General features: G+C 68.5%; 11 protein-coding genes. 9 read left to right on the forward strand and 2 right to left on the reverse strand.

Going from position 1 to position 15,232, the window contains the following annotated elements; translation table 11 throughout:
- Window positions 1-25: 25 nt before the first annotated feature.
- Window positions 26-1,282, forward strand: a complete 1,257-nt coding sequence (locus ACQKJZ_RS01840; protein ID WP_427729768.1) for an MFS transporter — start codon at window positions 26-28, stop codon at window positions 1,280-1,282.
- On the opposite strand, the gene ACQKJZ_RS01845 is transcribed toward ACQKJZ_RS01840, so the two are convergent.
- Window positions 1,204-2,250, reverse strand: a complete 1,047-nt coding sequence (locus ACQKJZ_RS01845; protein ID WP_427729769.1) for a LacI family DNA-binding transcriptional regulator — start codon at window positions 2,248-2,250, stop codon at window positions 1,204-1,206. The two genes, ACQKJZ_RS01840 and ACQKJZ_RS01845, sit on opposite strands and share 79 nt — an antisense overlap.
- Before the next feature lie 294 nt (window positions 2,251-2,544).
- Here ACQKJZ_RS01845 and ACQKJZ_RS01850 point away from each other — a divergent pair, with 294 nt between their 5' ends.
- The 5 genes from ACQKJZ_RS01850 (at window position 2,545) to ACQKJZ_RS01870 (ending at window position 11,460) form a co-directional block, all read left to right on the forward strand.
- The gene (locus ACQKJZ_RS01850; RefSeq protein ID WP_427729770.1) at window positions 2,545-4,794 is read left to right on the forward strand and encodes a beta-glucosidase family protein; all 2,250 of its coding nucleotides are present in this window, start codon (window positions 2,545-2,547) and stop codon (window positions 4,792-4,794) included.
- A 143-nt stretch (window positions 4,795-4,937) separates the two neighbouring features.
- Complete coding sequence (locus ACQKJZ_RS01855) at window positions 4,938-8,189, forward strand: TonB-dependent receptor (protein ID WP_427729771.1); 3,252 nt, start codon at window positions 4,938-4,940, stop codon at window positions 8,187-8,189.
- 58 nt (window positions 8,190-8,247) lie between these two features.
- Window positions 8,248-8,949, forward strand: coding sequence for a SapC family protein (locus ACQKJZ_RS01860; protein ID WP_427729772.1), 702 nt, complete (start codon window positions 8,248-8,250; stop codon window positions 8,947-8,949).
- Window positions 8,942-9,967: a cupin-like domain-containing protein gene (locus tag ACQKJZ_RS01865; RefSeq protein ID WP_427729773.1), complete on the forward strand. Its 1,026-nt coding sequence runs from the start codon at window positions 8,942-8,944 to the stop codon at window positions 9,965-9,967. The genes ACQKJZ_RS01860 and ACQKJZ_RS01865 overlap by 8 nt, the downstream gene beginning before the upstream one ends.
- Window positions 9,964-11,460 (forward strand): tryptophan halogenase family protein, encoded by a 1,497-nt coding sequence (locus ACQKJZ_RS01870; protein WP_427729774.1) that lies wholly within the window; start codon window positions 9,964-9,966, stop codon window positions 11,458-11,460. Before ACQKJZ_RS01865 ends, ACQKJZ_RS01870 begins: the two co-directional genes overlap by 4 nt.
- 8 nt (window positions 11,461-11,468) lie before the next feature.
- Here the strand turns inward: ACQKJZ_RS01870 and ACQKJZ_RS01875 are convergent, their stop codons facing one another.
- Window positions 11,469-11,849 (reverse strand): response regulator, encoded by a 381-nt coding sequence (locus ACQKJZ_RS01875; RefSeq protein ID WP_427729775.1) that lies wholly within the window; start codon window positions 11,847-11,849, stop codon window positions 11,469-11,471.
- Window positions 11,850-12,111: 262 nt separating this feature from the next.
- Between ACQKJZ_RS01875 and ACQKJZ_RS01880 the strand changes: the two genes are divergently transcribed.
- From ACQKJZ_RS01880 to ACQKJZ_RS01890, 3 genes are all read left to right on the forward strand, one after another.
- Entirely contained in the window at window positions 12,112-12,879 is a 768-nt protein-coding gene (locus ACQKJZ_RS01880) for an SDR family oxidoreductase (protein WP_427729776.1), read from the forward strand.
- Window positions 12,876-13,838 carry a glycosidase gene (locus ACQKJZ_RS01885; RefSeq protein WP_427729777.1) on the forward strand — a complete coding sequence of 321 codons (963 nt, stop codon included), beginning with the start codon at window positions 12,876-12,878 and terminating at the stop codon, window positions 13,836-13,838. The genes ACQKJZ_RS01880 and ACQKJZ_RS01885 overlap by 4 nt, the downstream gene beginning before the upstream one ends.
- A 75-nt stretch (window positions 13,839-13,913) precedes the next feature.
- Complete coding sequence (locus ACQKJZ_RS01890; RefSeq protein ID WP_427729778.1) at window positions 13,914-15,230, forward strand: chloride channel protein; 1,317 nt, start codon at window positions 13,914-13,916, stop codon at window positions 15,228-15,230.
- Window positions 15,231-15,232: the final 2 nt, after the last annotated feature.

The following is a 15,232-nucleotide window of genomic DNA, read 5'->3' on the forward strand; positions in this document are numbered from 1 at the left end:
GACGAAAGCTGATAGGCAAGGGGCCATGCCCGTGCGCGATCCGCTCCCCCCATCCTCATCCGTACCCGATGCGGCGCGGACGGCGACGTTGCTGTTCCGGCTGTCGATCGGGGTATTCTTCATCGGCGGGTTCATCGCATCGTCGATCAGCCTGTTGGTGCCGCGCGTGCGCCTGGCCTGGGGATTGGGTTACGGCGCGGCGAGCGCGGTACAGTTCGCGTCCTTCTCCAGCTATCTGCTGTTCGCCTTTCCCGCCGCCGCGCTGGTCGCGCGGGCCGGCTATATGCGCGCCAATGCCACCGGGCTGGCGATCATGGCGCTGGGCAGCGGGCTGCTGATCCTGGGGCTGGGGATGCAGGCCTATCCCGCCGTACTGATCGCGCTGCTGGCGCTGTCGACGGGCGCGACCTTTCTTCAGATCGCCAGCAATAATGCGGTGGCGATGGCGGGTGATCCCCGGTTGGCGGCGACGCGGCTGAACCTGCTTCAGGGATTCAACTCGCTAGGCACCGTCATCGGCCCGGTGCTGGGCGCGAGCACGCTGATCCCGGCGGCACGGGGGGCGGGCGGCTGGCTGCCCGTGCTGCCCTTCGGCCTGGCGGCGCTGGTGCTGACGGGGCTGGCGCTGGGCTTTGCGCGGTACCGCGATCTGTTGGGCGGGCTGGCACCCAAAGCGCGTGCGCGTGGGACATGGATGGCGGCGCTGCGCCATCGCCGGTTGCAGGGCGGCGCGCTGGCGATCTTCGCCTATGTGGGGGCGGAGGTGACGATCGGCGCGCTGCTGACCGACTTCCTGATGACGCGGCACGGCGGGGGCTGGTCGCCGGTCGCCGCCGCGCGGCTGGTCGCGCTGTACTGGGGCGGGGCGATGGTCGGGCGGTTCGCGGGCGCGTGGCTGCTGCGGCGGATGGAGCCGGGGCGCTTGCTCGCCGGGGCCGCGACGCTGGCGCCGTGCCTTGTGCTGGTGGCGCTGTCGGGGCAGGGGATGGTGGCGACGATCGCGCTGCTGGCGGTTGGGATCGCCAATTCGATCATGTACCCGACCATCTATGTCCTGGCATTGCCGCCGCGTGCGGAGGAGGCGCCGGCCGGTGGCATGGTGCTGTGCATTGCGGTGGTGGGCGGGGCGGTGGTGCCGCTGCTCACCGGGCTGCTCGCCGATCGGATCGGGTTGCTGCCGGCGCTGTTGCTGCCCGCCGCCTGTTACCTGCCGGTTTGGGGCTTTGGCTGGACCTCGCGCGCGTCGTCCACGCGCGAGCTGGCCCTGACGATCAGTTCATAGGGAAGCTCCAGCGCGGGCATGACGCCGTCATCGGGTGGCCGGTCGACCAGCAGGTCGATCGCGGCGGCGGCCATTTCGACATTGGGCTGGCGGATCGTGGTCAGCTGCGGCCAGGCCATGCGCGCCAGTTGCGCATCGTCGAAGCCGGCGATGGCGAGCGATTGCGGCACGGCGATCTGCGCGGCACTCGCGGCGGTCAGCACGCCCAGCGCCATTTCATCGTTGCTGGCGAAGATCGCGCTGGGCGGGTTGGCCCCGCGCAACAGCGTCTCGGCGGCCAGCAGGCCGGAGCGGAAGGTGAAGTCGCCCTGCGCCACATGCGCCATGTCGGGCACGATGCCGAAATCGGTCATCGCCTCGTAAAAGCCCATCCAGCGCCGCTCGGACGCGGTGTGCTGCGGATTGCCGCGCACGAAGCCGATGCGGCGATGCCCCTGCGCCAGCAGATGCTCGGTCATCGTGCGCGCCGCCGCGCGGTCGTCCATCCAGACGCGCGGGGTGCGCCCGGTGTGGGTGCCCGGCGCGATCCGCACGACCGGCACGTCATGCCGTTCGAAGATCGCGATCAGGTCGTCGCGGTCGCCAATCGGCGGCGTCAGGATCGCCCCGCCCAGCCGCAGACCACGCAGGCTCTCCTCCAGCCGCTCGCGCCAGTCCGCCCGGTCGAACGCCACCGTCTCGATCACCAGATGCCGGCCCAGCGCCCGCGCCCGGCCCAGCGCACCCAGCAGCACGTCATTGGCATAGCTGCACGCCGGATCGTCGAAGAACAGCCCGATCAGGAAGGAGCGCGTGCTCGACAGCCCGCGCGCGAATGCGTTGGGCTGGTAGTTCATCTCGGCGACGACGCGCGCCACCGCCTCGCGCACTTCGGGGCGGACATGCGCCTCGCCATTGATGACGCGCGACACGGTCTTGGGCGAGACGCCGGCCTGACGCGCCACATCCTTGATGGTCAGCGGCTTCATCGCGGCGCACCGAAGGGAAGGGGAATCGAAGAACGCCGCATAATCTGTCCATTTTAGTCACGCCGCGCCCGCCCGCAACGCGCGACGCGGGAAGGCCCTGTCCCGGCCTTGGGCAGGCGCCGCGCCGAGCCGTCTCCGTCGATTGAGCGTTGACACCGATGTCATACATGGCGATCATCACAAGCGAAACGGGGTTTCACCGGGAGAGGATCGCGTGGGCAGGGGAGGCATGGCTCCCCCGTGCCGTGACGGTCGTTGGCGCTCCTGCCCCACCCCGACCGCCAGGAGCCGTTCATGACCTATCGCCTTGCCCTTGCCGCCGCCCTTCTCGTCGGGGCCGCCCCCGTCGCCCTGTCGGCGCAGCAGGCGGCCCCTGTCGATGGCGCGTGGCGCAACACGGATGCCCCCGCCGCCGAGCGCGCCCGTGCGCTGGTCAAAGCGATGACGCGCGCCGAAAAGCTCGCCTATGTCCATGGCCTGTTCCCGCCGATGACCAAGGAACGCCATGCCGACATGATCCCCTCGGCGGGCTATGTGCCGGGCGTGCCCCGGCTGGGCGTGCCGACGCTGCGGGAGAGCGACGCCAGCCTCGGCGTCGCCAACCAGGTCGAACAGCGCAAGGGCGACACTGCGACCGCCCTGCCGTCCAGCCTGGCCACGGCAGCCAGTTTCGATCCCGCCATCGCCTATGCCGGCGGCGCGATGATCGGCGCGGAGGCGCGGGCCAAGACCTTCAACGTGCTGCTGGCGGGCGGGGTCAACCTGACGCGCGACGCCTGGAACGGCCGCAATTTCGAATATCTGGGCGAGGACCCGCTGCTGGCCGGCATCATGGCGGGCGAGTCGATCCGGGGCGTCGAATCGAACCACATCGTATCGACCGTGAAGCATTACGTGCTCAACGCGCAGGAGACCGGGCGCAACATCCTGGACGCGCGGATCGACGAAAAGGCTTTGCGCGAGAGTGACTTGCTGGCGTTCAAGATCGCGATCGACGGCGGTCGGCCGGGATCGGTCATGTGCGCCTACAACAAGATCAACGGCGACTATGCCTGCGAGAACCGCTTCCTGCTGACCGACATATTGCGCGGCGAATGGCGCTATCCGGGCTTCGTCATGAGCGACTGGGGCGGGGTCCATTCGACCGAGAAGGCCGCGCTCGCCGGGCTCGACCAGGAATCGGGGCAGGAGCTCGACAAGCAGATCTATTTCGGCCAGCCGCTCGCCGACGCGATCGCGGCCGGGCGTGTGCCCGAGGCGCGGCTGGACGAGATGGTGGAGCGTATCCTGACCGGCGTCATCGCCAGCGGGCTGTACGACGATCCCACGCCCGCGACTGCGCAGGCCATCGACTATGCCGCGCATGCCAACGTCGCCCAGCGCACCGCCGAGGCCGGCATCGTCCTTCTGAAGAACGACCGCGACGTCCTGCCGCTGGCAGCGAGCGCCAAGCGGATCGTGGTGATCGGCGGCCATGCCGATGTCGGCGTGCTGTCGGGCGGCGGGTCGAGCCAGGTGCGCTCGGTCGGTGGCGTGCCGATCGAGATTCCGCTGGCCAAGGGTGCGGCGGCGTCCTTCGCGCGGATCACCTATCACAGCTCGTCGCCGCTGCGCGCGATCCGGGCGGCGGCGCCCGGTGCGCAGGTGAGCTTCGTCGACGGGCGCGATCCGGCGGCGGCGGCCGCCGCCGCCAAGGCGGCCGATGTCGCCATCGTCTTCGCCACCCAGTGGCAGACCGAGGCGCAGGATGCCCCCTCGCTGTCGCTGCCCGACAATCAGGATGCGGTGATCGCGGCGGTGGCCAAGGCCAATCCGCGCAGCGTCGTCGTGCTGGAGACGGGCGGCCCGGTGCTGATGCCCTGGGTGAATGATGTCGCCGGCATCGTCCAGGCCTGGTATCCCGGCCAGCGCGGTGGCGAGGCGATCGCGCGCGTGCTGTTCGGGCAGGTCGACGCCTCGGGCCGCCTGCCGATCAGCTTCCCGCGCACCATTGCACAACTGCCACGTCCGCGCCCGGTGCTGCCCGCCGGCGTCACCGCGCTGACCGATGCGTCGAGCAATGCCGGTGTCGTCGATACCGGCGACCTCGCCCCCTTCCCGGTCGATTATCGGGAGGGCAGCGATGTCGGCTATCGCTGGTATGCCGCGCGCGGCGACCGGCCTTTGTTCCCGTTCGGCCATGGCCTCAGCTACACCCGCTTCCGCTTCGGCACGCCACGCTTCACCGGTGGCACCACCCCGGCGGTCGCGGTCTCTGTCACCAACAGCGGCAAGCGCGCGGGCGTCGTCGTGCCGCAGCTATACGTGACAGGTGAGGGGCAGGGGCCGCTGCGGCTGGCGGGGTTCCAGCGGGTGACGCTGGCCCCGGGCGAGACGCGGCAACTGTCGATCGCCGCCGATCCGCGCATCCTGGCACGCTGGACCAAGGGCAAAGGCTGGGCGACGGCGACCGGGTCCTATCGCCTGACGCTGGCCACCGATGCCGAACATCCGGTCGCCTCGGGCGATGTGACTGTGGCGGCGGGGGCACAGTCGACCAACTGATCGATCCGACCGGCATAGGTGAAGGGCAATTTCGTTGACACCGATGTCGGTCGGTATAGCAAGGCTTTGATACAAAGACTTGGCCGATAAACGGCCGGGCAGAACACAGCGGCGCGATGACGTCGCGAACAGGGAGAGGTGGGATGAAGGGGAAGACGCTTGCGCGCGCACTTGTGCGCTCGACATCGATACTGGGGCTGAGCGCCGGGCTGTTGCTGGCCACACAGGCCCAGGCACAGGTCGCCGCCGGTGATCCGCAGCAGGGCACGCCGCAGGCCGATACCGGCAACCCGCCGCCGCCCGCCGGCGAGGCCAGCCCCACCAACGCCCAGCCCGAAACCAATAGCGGCGATATCGTCGTTACCGGCGTGCGCGCCTCGCTGGAGCGCTCGATCGCGATCAAGCGCGACTCGAACGGCGTGGTCGACGCGATCAGCGCCGAGGACATTGGCAAGTTCGCCAACACCAACCTGGCCGAATCGCTGCAGCGCATCACCGGCGTGTCGATCGACCGGCGCAACGGCGAAGGCTCGACCGTGACGGTGCGCGGCTTCGGCGCGCAATATAATCTCGTCACGCTGAACGGGCGTCAGCTCGCCACCTCGAACATCGTCGCGGTCGGCGGCGACCAGGGCGGCGACGGCGCGGGCGGCTTCGGCCGGTCGTTCGACTTCTCCAACCTCGCCTCCGAAGGTGTCAAGACGCTGGAGGTCTACAAGACCGGCCGCGCCGCCATCCCCTCGGGCGGGATCGGTGCGACGATCAACGTGGTCAGCCGCCGTCCGCTCGATGCGGCCGATACCGGCTTCATCGGCTCGCTGGGCGTCAAGGGCAGCTATGACAACAGCTCGGCCGACTGCATCGACTGCGGCGCGCGCGTCACGCCCGAGGCATCGGGCACGGTTGGCTGGTCCGACAGCGAGCAGCGCTTCGGCGTGTCGCTGTTCGGCAGCTATCAGAAGCGCAATTTCAGCTTCGCCAGCGTCGCGCCGGACAATTGGAACATCCGCTCGCTGAGTGACTTCCTGAACCCGTCCAACGGCTTCGTGAACGGCGCGACCAAGATCAACAACCGCCCGACCGGCAACCCGCTGGTCTCGGTGCCTAACGATTTCCGCTATCACTTCTCGGAGGCCAGCCGCGAGCGCATCAACGGTCAGGCGATCATCCAATTCCGCCCGACCGACACGCTGACCTTCACTGCCGATGGCCTGTACGCGCAGCTCCGCCAGTCGGAGCGCCGGTCGAGCCAGTCCAACTGGTTCAACCGTCCGTTCGGCGAGGTGACGTTCGACGATGCCAGCAACGGCATCGCCACCACCCAATTCCTGGCCGAGACGATCAACGGCGTGAAGGACGCCGCGTTCGAGCAGGCGTATCGCGCGCAGAAGAACAAGCTGTACGATTTCGGCGGCAATATCGAATGGAAGCCGACCGACCGCTTCAGCCTGTCGATCGACGGCCATATCGGCGAGGCGCAGAGCGCGCCGGACAATCCCAACGGCCAGACCTCGACCACCGTCGCGATCAACGCGCCGATCGTGGCGGCGCACAGCCTGTTCTGGACGCCCGACGGCTTCCCGCAGCAGACGCTGACCATCAATGACGGCACGCGCAGCACGACGCCGACCGGCCAGAGCTTCATCAAGGGCAACAACAACGGCATCCTCGATGTCGGCGATCTGTCGAGCGCGGTGCAGCGCCAGTTCGCGTCGAACCAGACGCAGCGGATCAAGGAGATCCGCGCCGATGCCGGCTGGGAGCTGAACGACCAGTTCCGCTTCGACGCCGGTGGCGACTATCGGACCACCACCACGCGCCAGACCCAGTATAACACCCGCCAGGTACTGGGCGACTGGGGCAACTCGCTGCCGCCCGACGTCGCGCAGCTGGCCCCGGGCCAGGTCTTCCAGTTCTGCAACACCTGCAAGTTCGAGCATAACGACCCGAACGCCGACGCGAACACCCAGATCGCGTTCCGCACGCAGGACGCGACCAAGCTCTACAACACGCTGTTCAACCATTATATCGGCGTGACCAACGACGGCGTCGACCATCGCAACAATATCGACGCCAACAGCGACAATTCGGTGCGCGAGAATATCTGGGCCGGTTACCTCCAGGGCACCTGGAACGGCACCGTCTTCGGCCGCACCGCGCAGATCGTCGCCGGCCTGCGGTACGAGAACACCAAGGTCAGCGCGGTCTCGCTCCAGCCGGTGCCGCTGGCCATCGTCTGGACCGCCGACAACGACTTCGTCGTCCAGAACAGTACCGATCGCCAGGCGATCACCGCGCGCGGATCGTACAACAACTGGCTGCCCGCGATCGACGCCAAGCTGGAGGTGATGGACAATCTGTTCGCCCGCGCCTCGTACAGCAAGACGATCTCGCGTGCGCCCTATGGCAACCTTTTCGCCTCGACCGGTGTCGGCGCGCCGGGGCGGCCGACCGCGATCGGCGGCATCGCCACGGGCTCGGCCAACAACACCGGACTGCTGCCGCTGTCCTCGGACAATATCGACGTCACGCTGGAATGGTATCCGCGCAAGGACGTGTTCCTGTCGGCGGGCTTCTTCGACAAGCGGGTGCATAATTTCATCGGCAACACGGTCGTCAACCGCAACCTGTTCGGCCTGCGCGACGCGACCTCGGGCGCGGCGGGCACGCGCTCGGGCGTGGCGAAGGAGCAGCTGACAGGCACCTTCGGCGCCGACATTACGGACGTGAACCTGTTCACCTATACCGCGCTGCTCCAGCAGAATGGCGGCAATGTCGCGGCGACCAACGCGCAGTTCGGGGCGAACTACAATACCCAGAGCCGCGCGCTGAACCAGGGTTTCGTCGACCAGGTGCTGGGCGCGCTCGACGTCAGCTCGAACGCCAGCGATCCGCTGTTCAACTTCGCGGTGAATACGCCGATCAACAACCGCGACGCGCATATCTATGGCGTCGAGCTCGCGGGCCAATATTTCCTCGGGGAAACTGGTTTCGGCATCGCGGCGAGCTACACACTGGTGCGCGGCAATATCGGCATCGACATCGCCGCCGATCCGACGGTCAACACCTTCGCGCTGGTCGGCCTGTCGGATACCGCCAACGCCACGCTGATCTACGACAAGCACGGCATCTCGATGCGCCTGTCGTACAACTGGCGTGACAAGTTCCTGAGCGACATCAACCGTGGCGGCGACCGCAACCCGGTCTTCACCGCGCCCTATGGCCAGCTCGACCTCTCGATGAGCTTCGACCTGACGCCGCGCTTCGCGCTCGGCTTCGAGGCGATCAACCTGACGGAGGAGGGCGTCCAGACCTATGGTCGCGACCGCATGAACACCTGGTATCTGGCGGAAGGCTCCGCCCGCTATCTGGTCGGTGCCCGCTATCGTTTCTGATCCCGGAACTCGGAAGGCCGCTGCCCCCCCGGCGGTCTTCCGGGTATAGAGGGTGATCATGACCTTCGTGCTGCTCAACAATGTCGACCACCGCGACCTTCGCGTCGCGGTCGGTCATCACGCGCGTTACGGCGACGCGATCAACCAGACGCGCGTCTTCCCGCCCGAGTTCGAGGAATTGCAGCGCGACTATGCGATCCTGCTGCGCCGCGACGAGAGCGACAGGCTCTATGCCACGGTGCTGCTGGGCCTCGACCCCGACGAGAATCTGTTCCTCGACGGGGAGCGTTGGGACGCGCGCTATATCCCCGCGACGCGGGCGCGCGGGCCGTTCTCGATCGGGCATGATGCGGACGGCGCGCCGATGGTGTTCGTCGATCCCGATCATCCGCGCCTGACCCCGGAGGGTATGCCGGTGTTCCGCGACCACGGCGGCAACGCGCCGCTGCTCGACCATGTCTCGGCGATGCTCCAGCGCATCTATGTCGGGGTGCAGACCGAGGCCGCGCTGTTCGACGCGCTGGAGGGCGCGGGGTTGCTGACGCCTGCGCTGCTGCAACTCGATCTGGACGAAGGGCGGCGCTACAATATCCCCGATTGCCTGACCATCGACACCGACCGGCTGGCGGCGCTCGACCCCGAGACGCTGGCGATGCTGCACGCGCAGGATCATCTGCGCCCCGCCATCTGGATCGCCTCGTCGCTTGGCAATCTGCGCCATCTGATCGATCGCAAGATCCGGAAGGACGCGCATGGCTGACCGCCTGCCCGTGACGGCGCGGGTGCGCGAAGTGGCACCAACCGGTGCGCCCGATCTGGCGGCGCTGGTCGCGGACGGCGTGCCGGTGATCCTGCGCGGCCATGCCGCCGACTGGCCGCTGGTCCGCGAGGGGAAGCGTTCGGCAGCAGCGGCGGCAGACTATTTGCGGCGCTTCGATCAGGGGCGGCCCGTCACCGGCTATGTCGGCGATCCGTCGATCCGGGGGCGTTTCCATTATGACGCGAGCGGCACCGCGCTGAACTTTCAGGCGCGGCCCTTCGCTTTACGCGAATTTCTGGACCGGCTGCTCGGCGACCGGTCGGGTACGGCCTATTATATGGGGTCGACCGATCTCGATACCTATTTGCCCGGCTTTCGGACCGAGAACGAGCTGGCGCCGGCGGGGGCGTTGTTCGCGCAGCATCCGCCGCTCGCCAGCATCTGGGTCGGCAACCGCACCATCGCCTCGGCGCATTACGACATGGCGAACAATGCCGCGATCTGCGCGGTCGGGCATCGTCGCTTCACGCTGTTCCCGCCCGACCAAATCGGCAATCTCTATCCGGGGCCGCTGGCGCCGACGCCGGGCGGGCAGGTGGTGAGCATGGTCGATTTCGCCGCCCCCGATCTCGACCGCTTTCCCCGCTTCGCCGATGCGGTCGCGCATGCGCAGGTGGCCGAACTCGGCCCCGGCGATCTGCTCGTCTATCCGGCGCTCTGGTGGCATCATGTCGAGGCGCTGGACGATTTCAACGTGCTCGTGAATTACTGGTGGAACGCCGCCCCCGACTTCCTCGACAGCCCGATGGACACGGTGATGCACGCGATCCTGTCGCTGCGCGACCGGCCGGCGGCGGAGAAGCGGGCCTGGCGCGCGATCCTCGATCATTACATCTTCGGGTCCGACGAGGCGGTGACCGGCCATCTGCCGCCGGCGGTGCACGGGCCGCTTGCCCCGCTGGATGATCAGGGTGCGCGGCGGCTGCGCGCCTATCTGCTGCACAGGTTGAATCGATGAGCGATACGCCCCCGCCCACTTGTGTCGTCATCGCCGGGGGCGGCACCGCCGGCTGGCTGGCGGCGACGGCGCTCGTGCGGCAGCTGGGGCCGCTGGTCGATGTCACGCTGGTCGAATCGGACGAGATCGGCACGGTGGGCGTCGGCGAGTCGACCATCCCCACCGCGCGCAGCTTCCACGCCTTTCTGGGGGTGGACGAGGCGGCGTTCATGTCCGCGACCCAGGCGACGTTCAAGCTGGGCATCGCGTTCGAGCATTGGCACGAAGTGGGCGCGCGCTATTTCCACCCCTTCGGCACGGTGGGCCGGTCGATCCCGATCGCCGATTTCCAGCATTTCTGGCTGGAGGCGCGCGCGCAGGGCTTCGGGCGCGACTATACCGATTATTCGCGTGAGGCGCGTGCGGCGGCGGCGGGGCGGTTCGCACGCGATGCGAACGAGACGCTGGCCTATGCCTATCATCTCGATGCCACCGCCTATGCGCGCTTCCTGCGCGCCATCGCCGAGCCGGCCGGCGTGCGCCGGGTCGAGGGGCGGATCACCCGGATCGAGCACGACGGCGAGGGTGGCGACATCGCCGCGCTGCATCTCGAACGCGGTGAGCGGATCGCGGGCGACCTGTTCATCGACTGCACCGGCTTTCGCGCGCTGCTGATCGAGGGCGCGCTGGAGACGGGGTTCGAGGACTGGAGCCACTGGCTGGCCTGCGACCGCGCGCTGGCGGTGCAGACCGAGGCGGTGCGCGAACCCGTGCCCTATACCCGCGCCACGGCGCACCGTGCCGGCTGGCGCTGGCAGATCCCGCTTCAGACGCGGGTCGGCAACGGTCTGGTCTATGCCGGCGATCATATGAGTGACGACGAAGCCACGGCGACCCTGCTCGGCGCGGTCGAGGGGCGGCCGTTGTTCGACCCGCGCCCCTTGCGTTTCCGCGCAGGCGTGCGGCAGCGCGCATGGAACCGCAATTGCGTCGCGCTGGGGCTGGCGGCGGGGTTCATTGAGCCGCTGGAATCGACCAGCATCCATCTGGTGATGATCGCCGTGATGCGGCTGATCCAGTCCTTCCCGTTCCGTGGCGGCGATACGGGTGCGCTGGCGGCGCGGTTCAACGCGCAGTCGGCGCACGAATGGGCGCATATCCGCGACTTCATCATCCTGCATTACGCGCAGACCGAGCGCGACGATTCCCCCTTCTGGACGCGGTGCGCCGCCATGCCGCTCCCCGACAGCCTGAAGGAACGCATCGCGCTGTTCGCCGAGAGCGCGGGCGCGTGGCAGGGGCAGGACGACCTGTTCCGCATCGACTCCTGGGTATCGGTGATGCTGGGCCAGGGGCTGGTGCCGCGTGCGCATCATCGGATCGCGACGATGCTCGGTTCCCAGGCGCTGCGCGAGTCGCTGACCGGACTGGACCGCCAGATCGAACAGGCCATCGCGCCGATCCCGCCGCACGCGGCGTTTCTGCGCGACTATTGCCCCGCCGCGCGCGCATAGCGTTCGGCCTATCCCCGGCGCGGCGGCGCGTCCTGCACCAGGCGGGTCAGCAGGTCGAGCAGGACCCGCTTGCTGAACGGCTTGTGACACAGGTCGATGCCGGGATAGCGATCCCCGATCATCCGGTGGTCATAGCCGCTGGCGAACAGGAACGGGATGTGTCGCACGGCCAGGGCATCGGCGACCGGGAACGCCATCTCGCCGCGCAGATCGACGTCGAGCACGGCGGCGTCGATCCGTGCCTCCAGCGCGATCCGCGAGAGCGCCTGCGGGACCGAGGGTTCGGGGCCGATGACCACCGCGCCGGCGGCCTCCAGATCGGCCTGGACGTCATAGGCGAGCATATATTCGTCCTCGACGACGAGGATATGGCGATGATGGAGGGGCATGGCGCATCTCCGCTGGTGCCGGACCTTGGAAGGCCCGGCGAGCAATAGAGCAGCGGTGCCGGGCGCCCGCCATAACCTGGATGGGGTGGGCAGGTGATTGATAGGAAAGACGTTTCCGATCGCCCCGGATCGGGGGCGCCGTGCAGGGCGGATAGACGCCACCCGCCGGCCCCATCGACGAGAGACGAACTGCCCCCCGACATGCGGACCGATCTCTATCAAGACGCGTTGCTGTCGCCGAATGGGTGAACAGGAGGACGACATGGTGGGGCGGTTGGTGATCGTGACCGGTGGGGAATCGGGTATCGGGGCGGCCTGTGCCCAGGCATTCGGGGCGGAGCGGGCGCGGGTCGCCGTCTACTATCATTCCGACAAGGACGGGGCCGACCGCACCGCCGATGCGGTCGTCAGGGCCGGTGGCGAGGCGATGACCGTCCAGGCCGATGTCGATGACGAAGCCTCGGTCGACCATGCCTTTACGACGGTCGAGCAACGCTGGGGCGTGGCCGATGTGCTGGTCAACTCGGCGGGGCTCAACATGTCGGGCGTGACGGTGCGCGAGATGACGCTGGCCCAGTGGCAGCGATTGCTCGACACCGATCTGACCGGCGCCTTCCTGACATCGCGGCGCTTCCTGAACGGGCGGGGGGATCGCACCGGAGATGCGGCGATCCTCCACATCTCGTCGATCCACGCCTATGCGGTGCGCGCGGGCGGCGCGGATTACTGCGCGGCCAAGGGCGGGCTGTCCAATCTGGTCGAGACGCTGGCCATCGAGGAAGCGCCGCGCGGCATCCGGGTCAACGCGATCGAACCGGGCATGATCCTCACCCCGATGAACGCCAAGGCGCAGGAGGACCCCGTCTATCGCCGCACGCTGGAGCAGAACATCCCGATGGGTCGCGCGGGCCATGCGTCGGAAGTGGCGGACCTGGCCGTGTTCCTGGCTTCCGACCAGGCGCGTTACATCACGGGCGCGCGGATCGTCATCGATGGCGGCCTGTCGCTGATGCAGGCGCTGGGCGCATGATGGCCCCCGATGCCGATCGGTCGGTCGCCGACCCGCACCGCAAGGACCGGGTGGCCGATGCCCCCATCGATCTCGATTTCAACGTCAAGCGGATCGAGGACGTCACCATCGCCGGGCCGCCCGCGCTGATGGCCCGCGACCTGATGAGCCCCTATGTCTGGCGGGAGGCCGATGGACGCTGGGCGATGATGGTGCGCGCCGTCGTCCGGCCGGGCGAAGCGCTGACCGATACCGGCGTGATCTGGGCGGGGTGGAGCGAGGACGGACGGCATTTCACGATGCTGGACGCACCCTCGATCGAACCCGGGCCCGGCGATCATGACGCGGGCGGGGTCGAGGACCCGACCGTGGTTCGCCGCGACGACGGCTATGTGGTCTATTATTCGGGTGTCCTGTCGGACCATTCGCATGGCGAGCTGTCCTATGCGACCGGCCCCGCGCTCGACCGGCTGACCAAGAGCGGCGTCGCGCTCGCCTCCTCCAAGTCGGAGGGCAATACCAAGGAGGCGACGGTCGACCGGACGGCGGATGGCCGCTGGCGGCTATTCTACGAATATGCGGCGGACGAGGCGTCGCGAATCGGGCTGGCGATCGGCGCGGATGTCGATGGTCCCTGGACCGAACAGCCGACCCCGTTCATGCCGCGCGAGGACAGCTGGGACGACTGGCATCTGTCGACCGGGCCGCTGTTGACCGACGATCCCGCCCGCCCCGTCATGTTCTACAACGGCGCGACCCGCGATGCCCGCTGGCGGATCGGCTGGGTAGCGTTCGACGCCGACTATGCCCGCGTCGTGGCGCGCGGGATCGAGCCGCTGGTGACGCCGCCGCCGGCCGATGATCGCGGCGCGACCGACATCGCCTTCGCCGCCTCGGTCGTGGTCGCGCAGGACGGCATATGGCTCTATTATTCGCTGGAGGATCGCCGGTTGGCGCGGGCGCTGATCCGGCGGAGTTGAGCGATGCCACTCGTCGTCGCGGTTTTGGGGCCGTTCGACTGGTCTTTGCGCAGCCAACACGTGTAGAGCCACGGCATGGCCCAGTCGAATCCGCCTCGCCCCGACCATCGCCTCTGGACGCCCGCCCGCTACCGCGCGCTGCTCCGCCGACAGGGGCCACGTTCGGTGCAGTTTCGCACCCGGCTGGCGATTTTGATCGGTGCGGTGGCGATCGGGCTGGCCGCGACATTGTTCGCGCGCGGGGCCGATACGGCGAGCGAGGTGTTCGGACATTTCGCCGCGCAATATCACTGGGCGCCGCTGGTCGTGACGCCGCTGTTGTTCGCGGGGCTGGTCTGGATCACCCGGCGCTTCGTGCCGCTGGCGCGCGGATCGGGCATCCCGCAGGTGATGGCGGCGCAGGCCGATCCGAGCCGCGCGACCGAGGGGCTGGTCTCGGTTCGCACCGTGGTCGGCAAGGCGGGGCTGACCCTGGCGGCGGTGCTGGGCGGCGCGTCGGTCGGGCGCGAGGGGCCGACCGTGCAGATCGCGGCGGCGATCATGGGACTGACCCACCGTATCCTGGGCGTGCCGCTGCGCGGTGCGGTGCTGATCGCGGGCGGCGCGGCGGGCGTCGCGGCGGCGTTCAACACGCCGCTCGCCGGGCTGTTGTTCGCCATCGAGGAACTGGCCTCCGCCTATGAACAGAAGGTCACGCTGCTGGTCGTCGCCGCCATCGCCATCGCGGGCATGGTCGCGCAGTCGGCGCAGGGCGACTATATCTATTTCGGGCTGATCGGCGCGCACATGCCGATCGCCACGGCGCTGGTGGCGGCGCCGTTGGCGGGCATCGTCGGCGGTCTGGCGGGCGGCGGCTTTGCGCGGCTGATGTTGATGCTGGCGACCGGAACCAATCGCGTGACCCTGTGGAGCAAGCGATATCCGGTCCTGTTCGCCGGGCTCTGCGGGGTCATCGTGGCCGGTCTGGGCGTCGGCACCGGGCTGACCTGGGGCACGGGGTACGGCGCGGCACGCGCGATGATCGTCGGCGTCGACGCGCCCTTGTGGTTCGGGCCCGCCAAGTTCCTCGCCACATTGGCGACGGCGGTGGCGGGGTTGCCCGGCGGCATCTTCGCGCCGTCGCTGTCGGTGGGGGCGGGGCTGGGCAACCTGCTGCGCTCGGTCTTTCCCGGCTCGCCCGCCTCGGCGATCGTGATCCTGGGCATGGTCGGCTATTTCGCGGGCGTGGTCCGCGCTCCGCTGACCGCCGTCATCATCCTGTCGGAGACGACCGCGAGCCGTGGCCTGATGCTGCCCATGTTCGCCGCCGCGTTCATCGCCGACGGGGTCAGCCAGCTGGTGTGCCGCGAAAAGCTCTATCACGGCCTGTCGCACACCTTCGCGATGCGGTGACG

Origin of the sequence: Sphingomonas sp. NPDC019816 (genome assembly GCF_050274375.1) — a bacterium.
In the GTDB taxonomy this organism is placed as follows: domain Bacteria; phylum Pseudomonadota; class Alphaproteobacteria; order Sphingomonadales; family Sphingomonadaceae; genus Sphingomonas.

What these genes read in the sequence shown, in the direction of transcription:
- ACQKJZ_RS01840 (WP_427729768.1), top strand. Translation starts at nt 26, where the DNA reads ATGCCCGTGCGCGATCCGCTCCCCCCATCCTCATCCGTACCCGATGCG.
- ACQKJZ_RS01845 (WP_427729769.1), bottom strand. Translation starts at nt 2,250, where the DNA reads ATGAAGCCGCTGACCATCAAGGATGTGGCGCGTCAGGCCGGCGTCTCG.
- ACQKJZ_RS01850 (WP_427729770.1), top strand. Translation starts at nt 2,545, where the DNA reads ATGACCTATCGCCTTGCCCTTGCCGCCGCCCTTCTCGTCGGGGCCGCC.
- ACQKJZ_RS01855 (WP_427729771.1), top strand. Translation starts at nt 4,938, where the DNA reads ATGAAGGGGAAGACGCTTGCGCGCGCACTTGTGCGCTCGACATCGATA.
- ACQKJZ_RS01860 (WP_427729772.1), top strand. Translation starts at nt 8,248, where the DNA reads ATGACCTTCGTGCTGCTCAACAATGTCGACCACCGCGACCTTCGCGTC.
- ACQKJZ_RS01865 (WP_427729773.1), top strand. Translation starts at nt 8,942, where the DNA reads ATGGCTGACCGCCTGCCCGTGACGGCGCGGGTGCGCGAAGTGGCACCA.
- ACQKJZ_RS01870 (WP_427729774.1), top strand. Translation starts at nt 9,964, where the DNA reads ATGAGCGATACGCCCCCGCCCACTTGTGTCGTCATCGCCGGGGGCGGC.
- ACQKJZ_RS01875 (WP_427729775.1), bottom strand. Translation starts at nt 11,849, where the DNA reads ATGCCCCTCCATCATCGCCATATCCTCGTCGTCGAGGACGAATATATG.
- ACQKJZ_RS01880 (WP_427729776.1), top strand. Translation starts at nt 12,112, where the DNA reads ATGGTGGGGCGGTTGGTGATCGTGACCGGTGGGGAATCGGGTATCGGG.
- ACQKJZ_RS01885 (WP_427729777.1), top strand. Translation starts at nt 12,876, where the DNA reads ATGATGGCCCCCGATGCCGATCGGTCGGTCGCCGACCCGCACCGCAAG.
- ACQKJZ_RS01890 (WP_427729778.1), top strand. Translation starts at nt 13,914, where the DNA reads ATGGCCCAGTCGAATCCGCCTCGCCCCGACCATCGCCTCTGGACGCCC.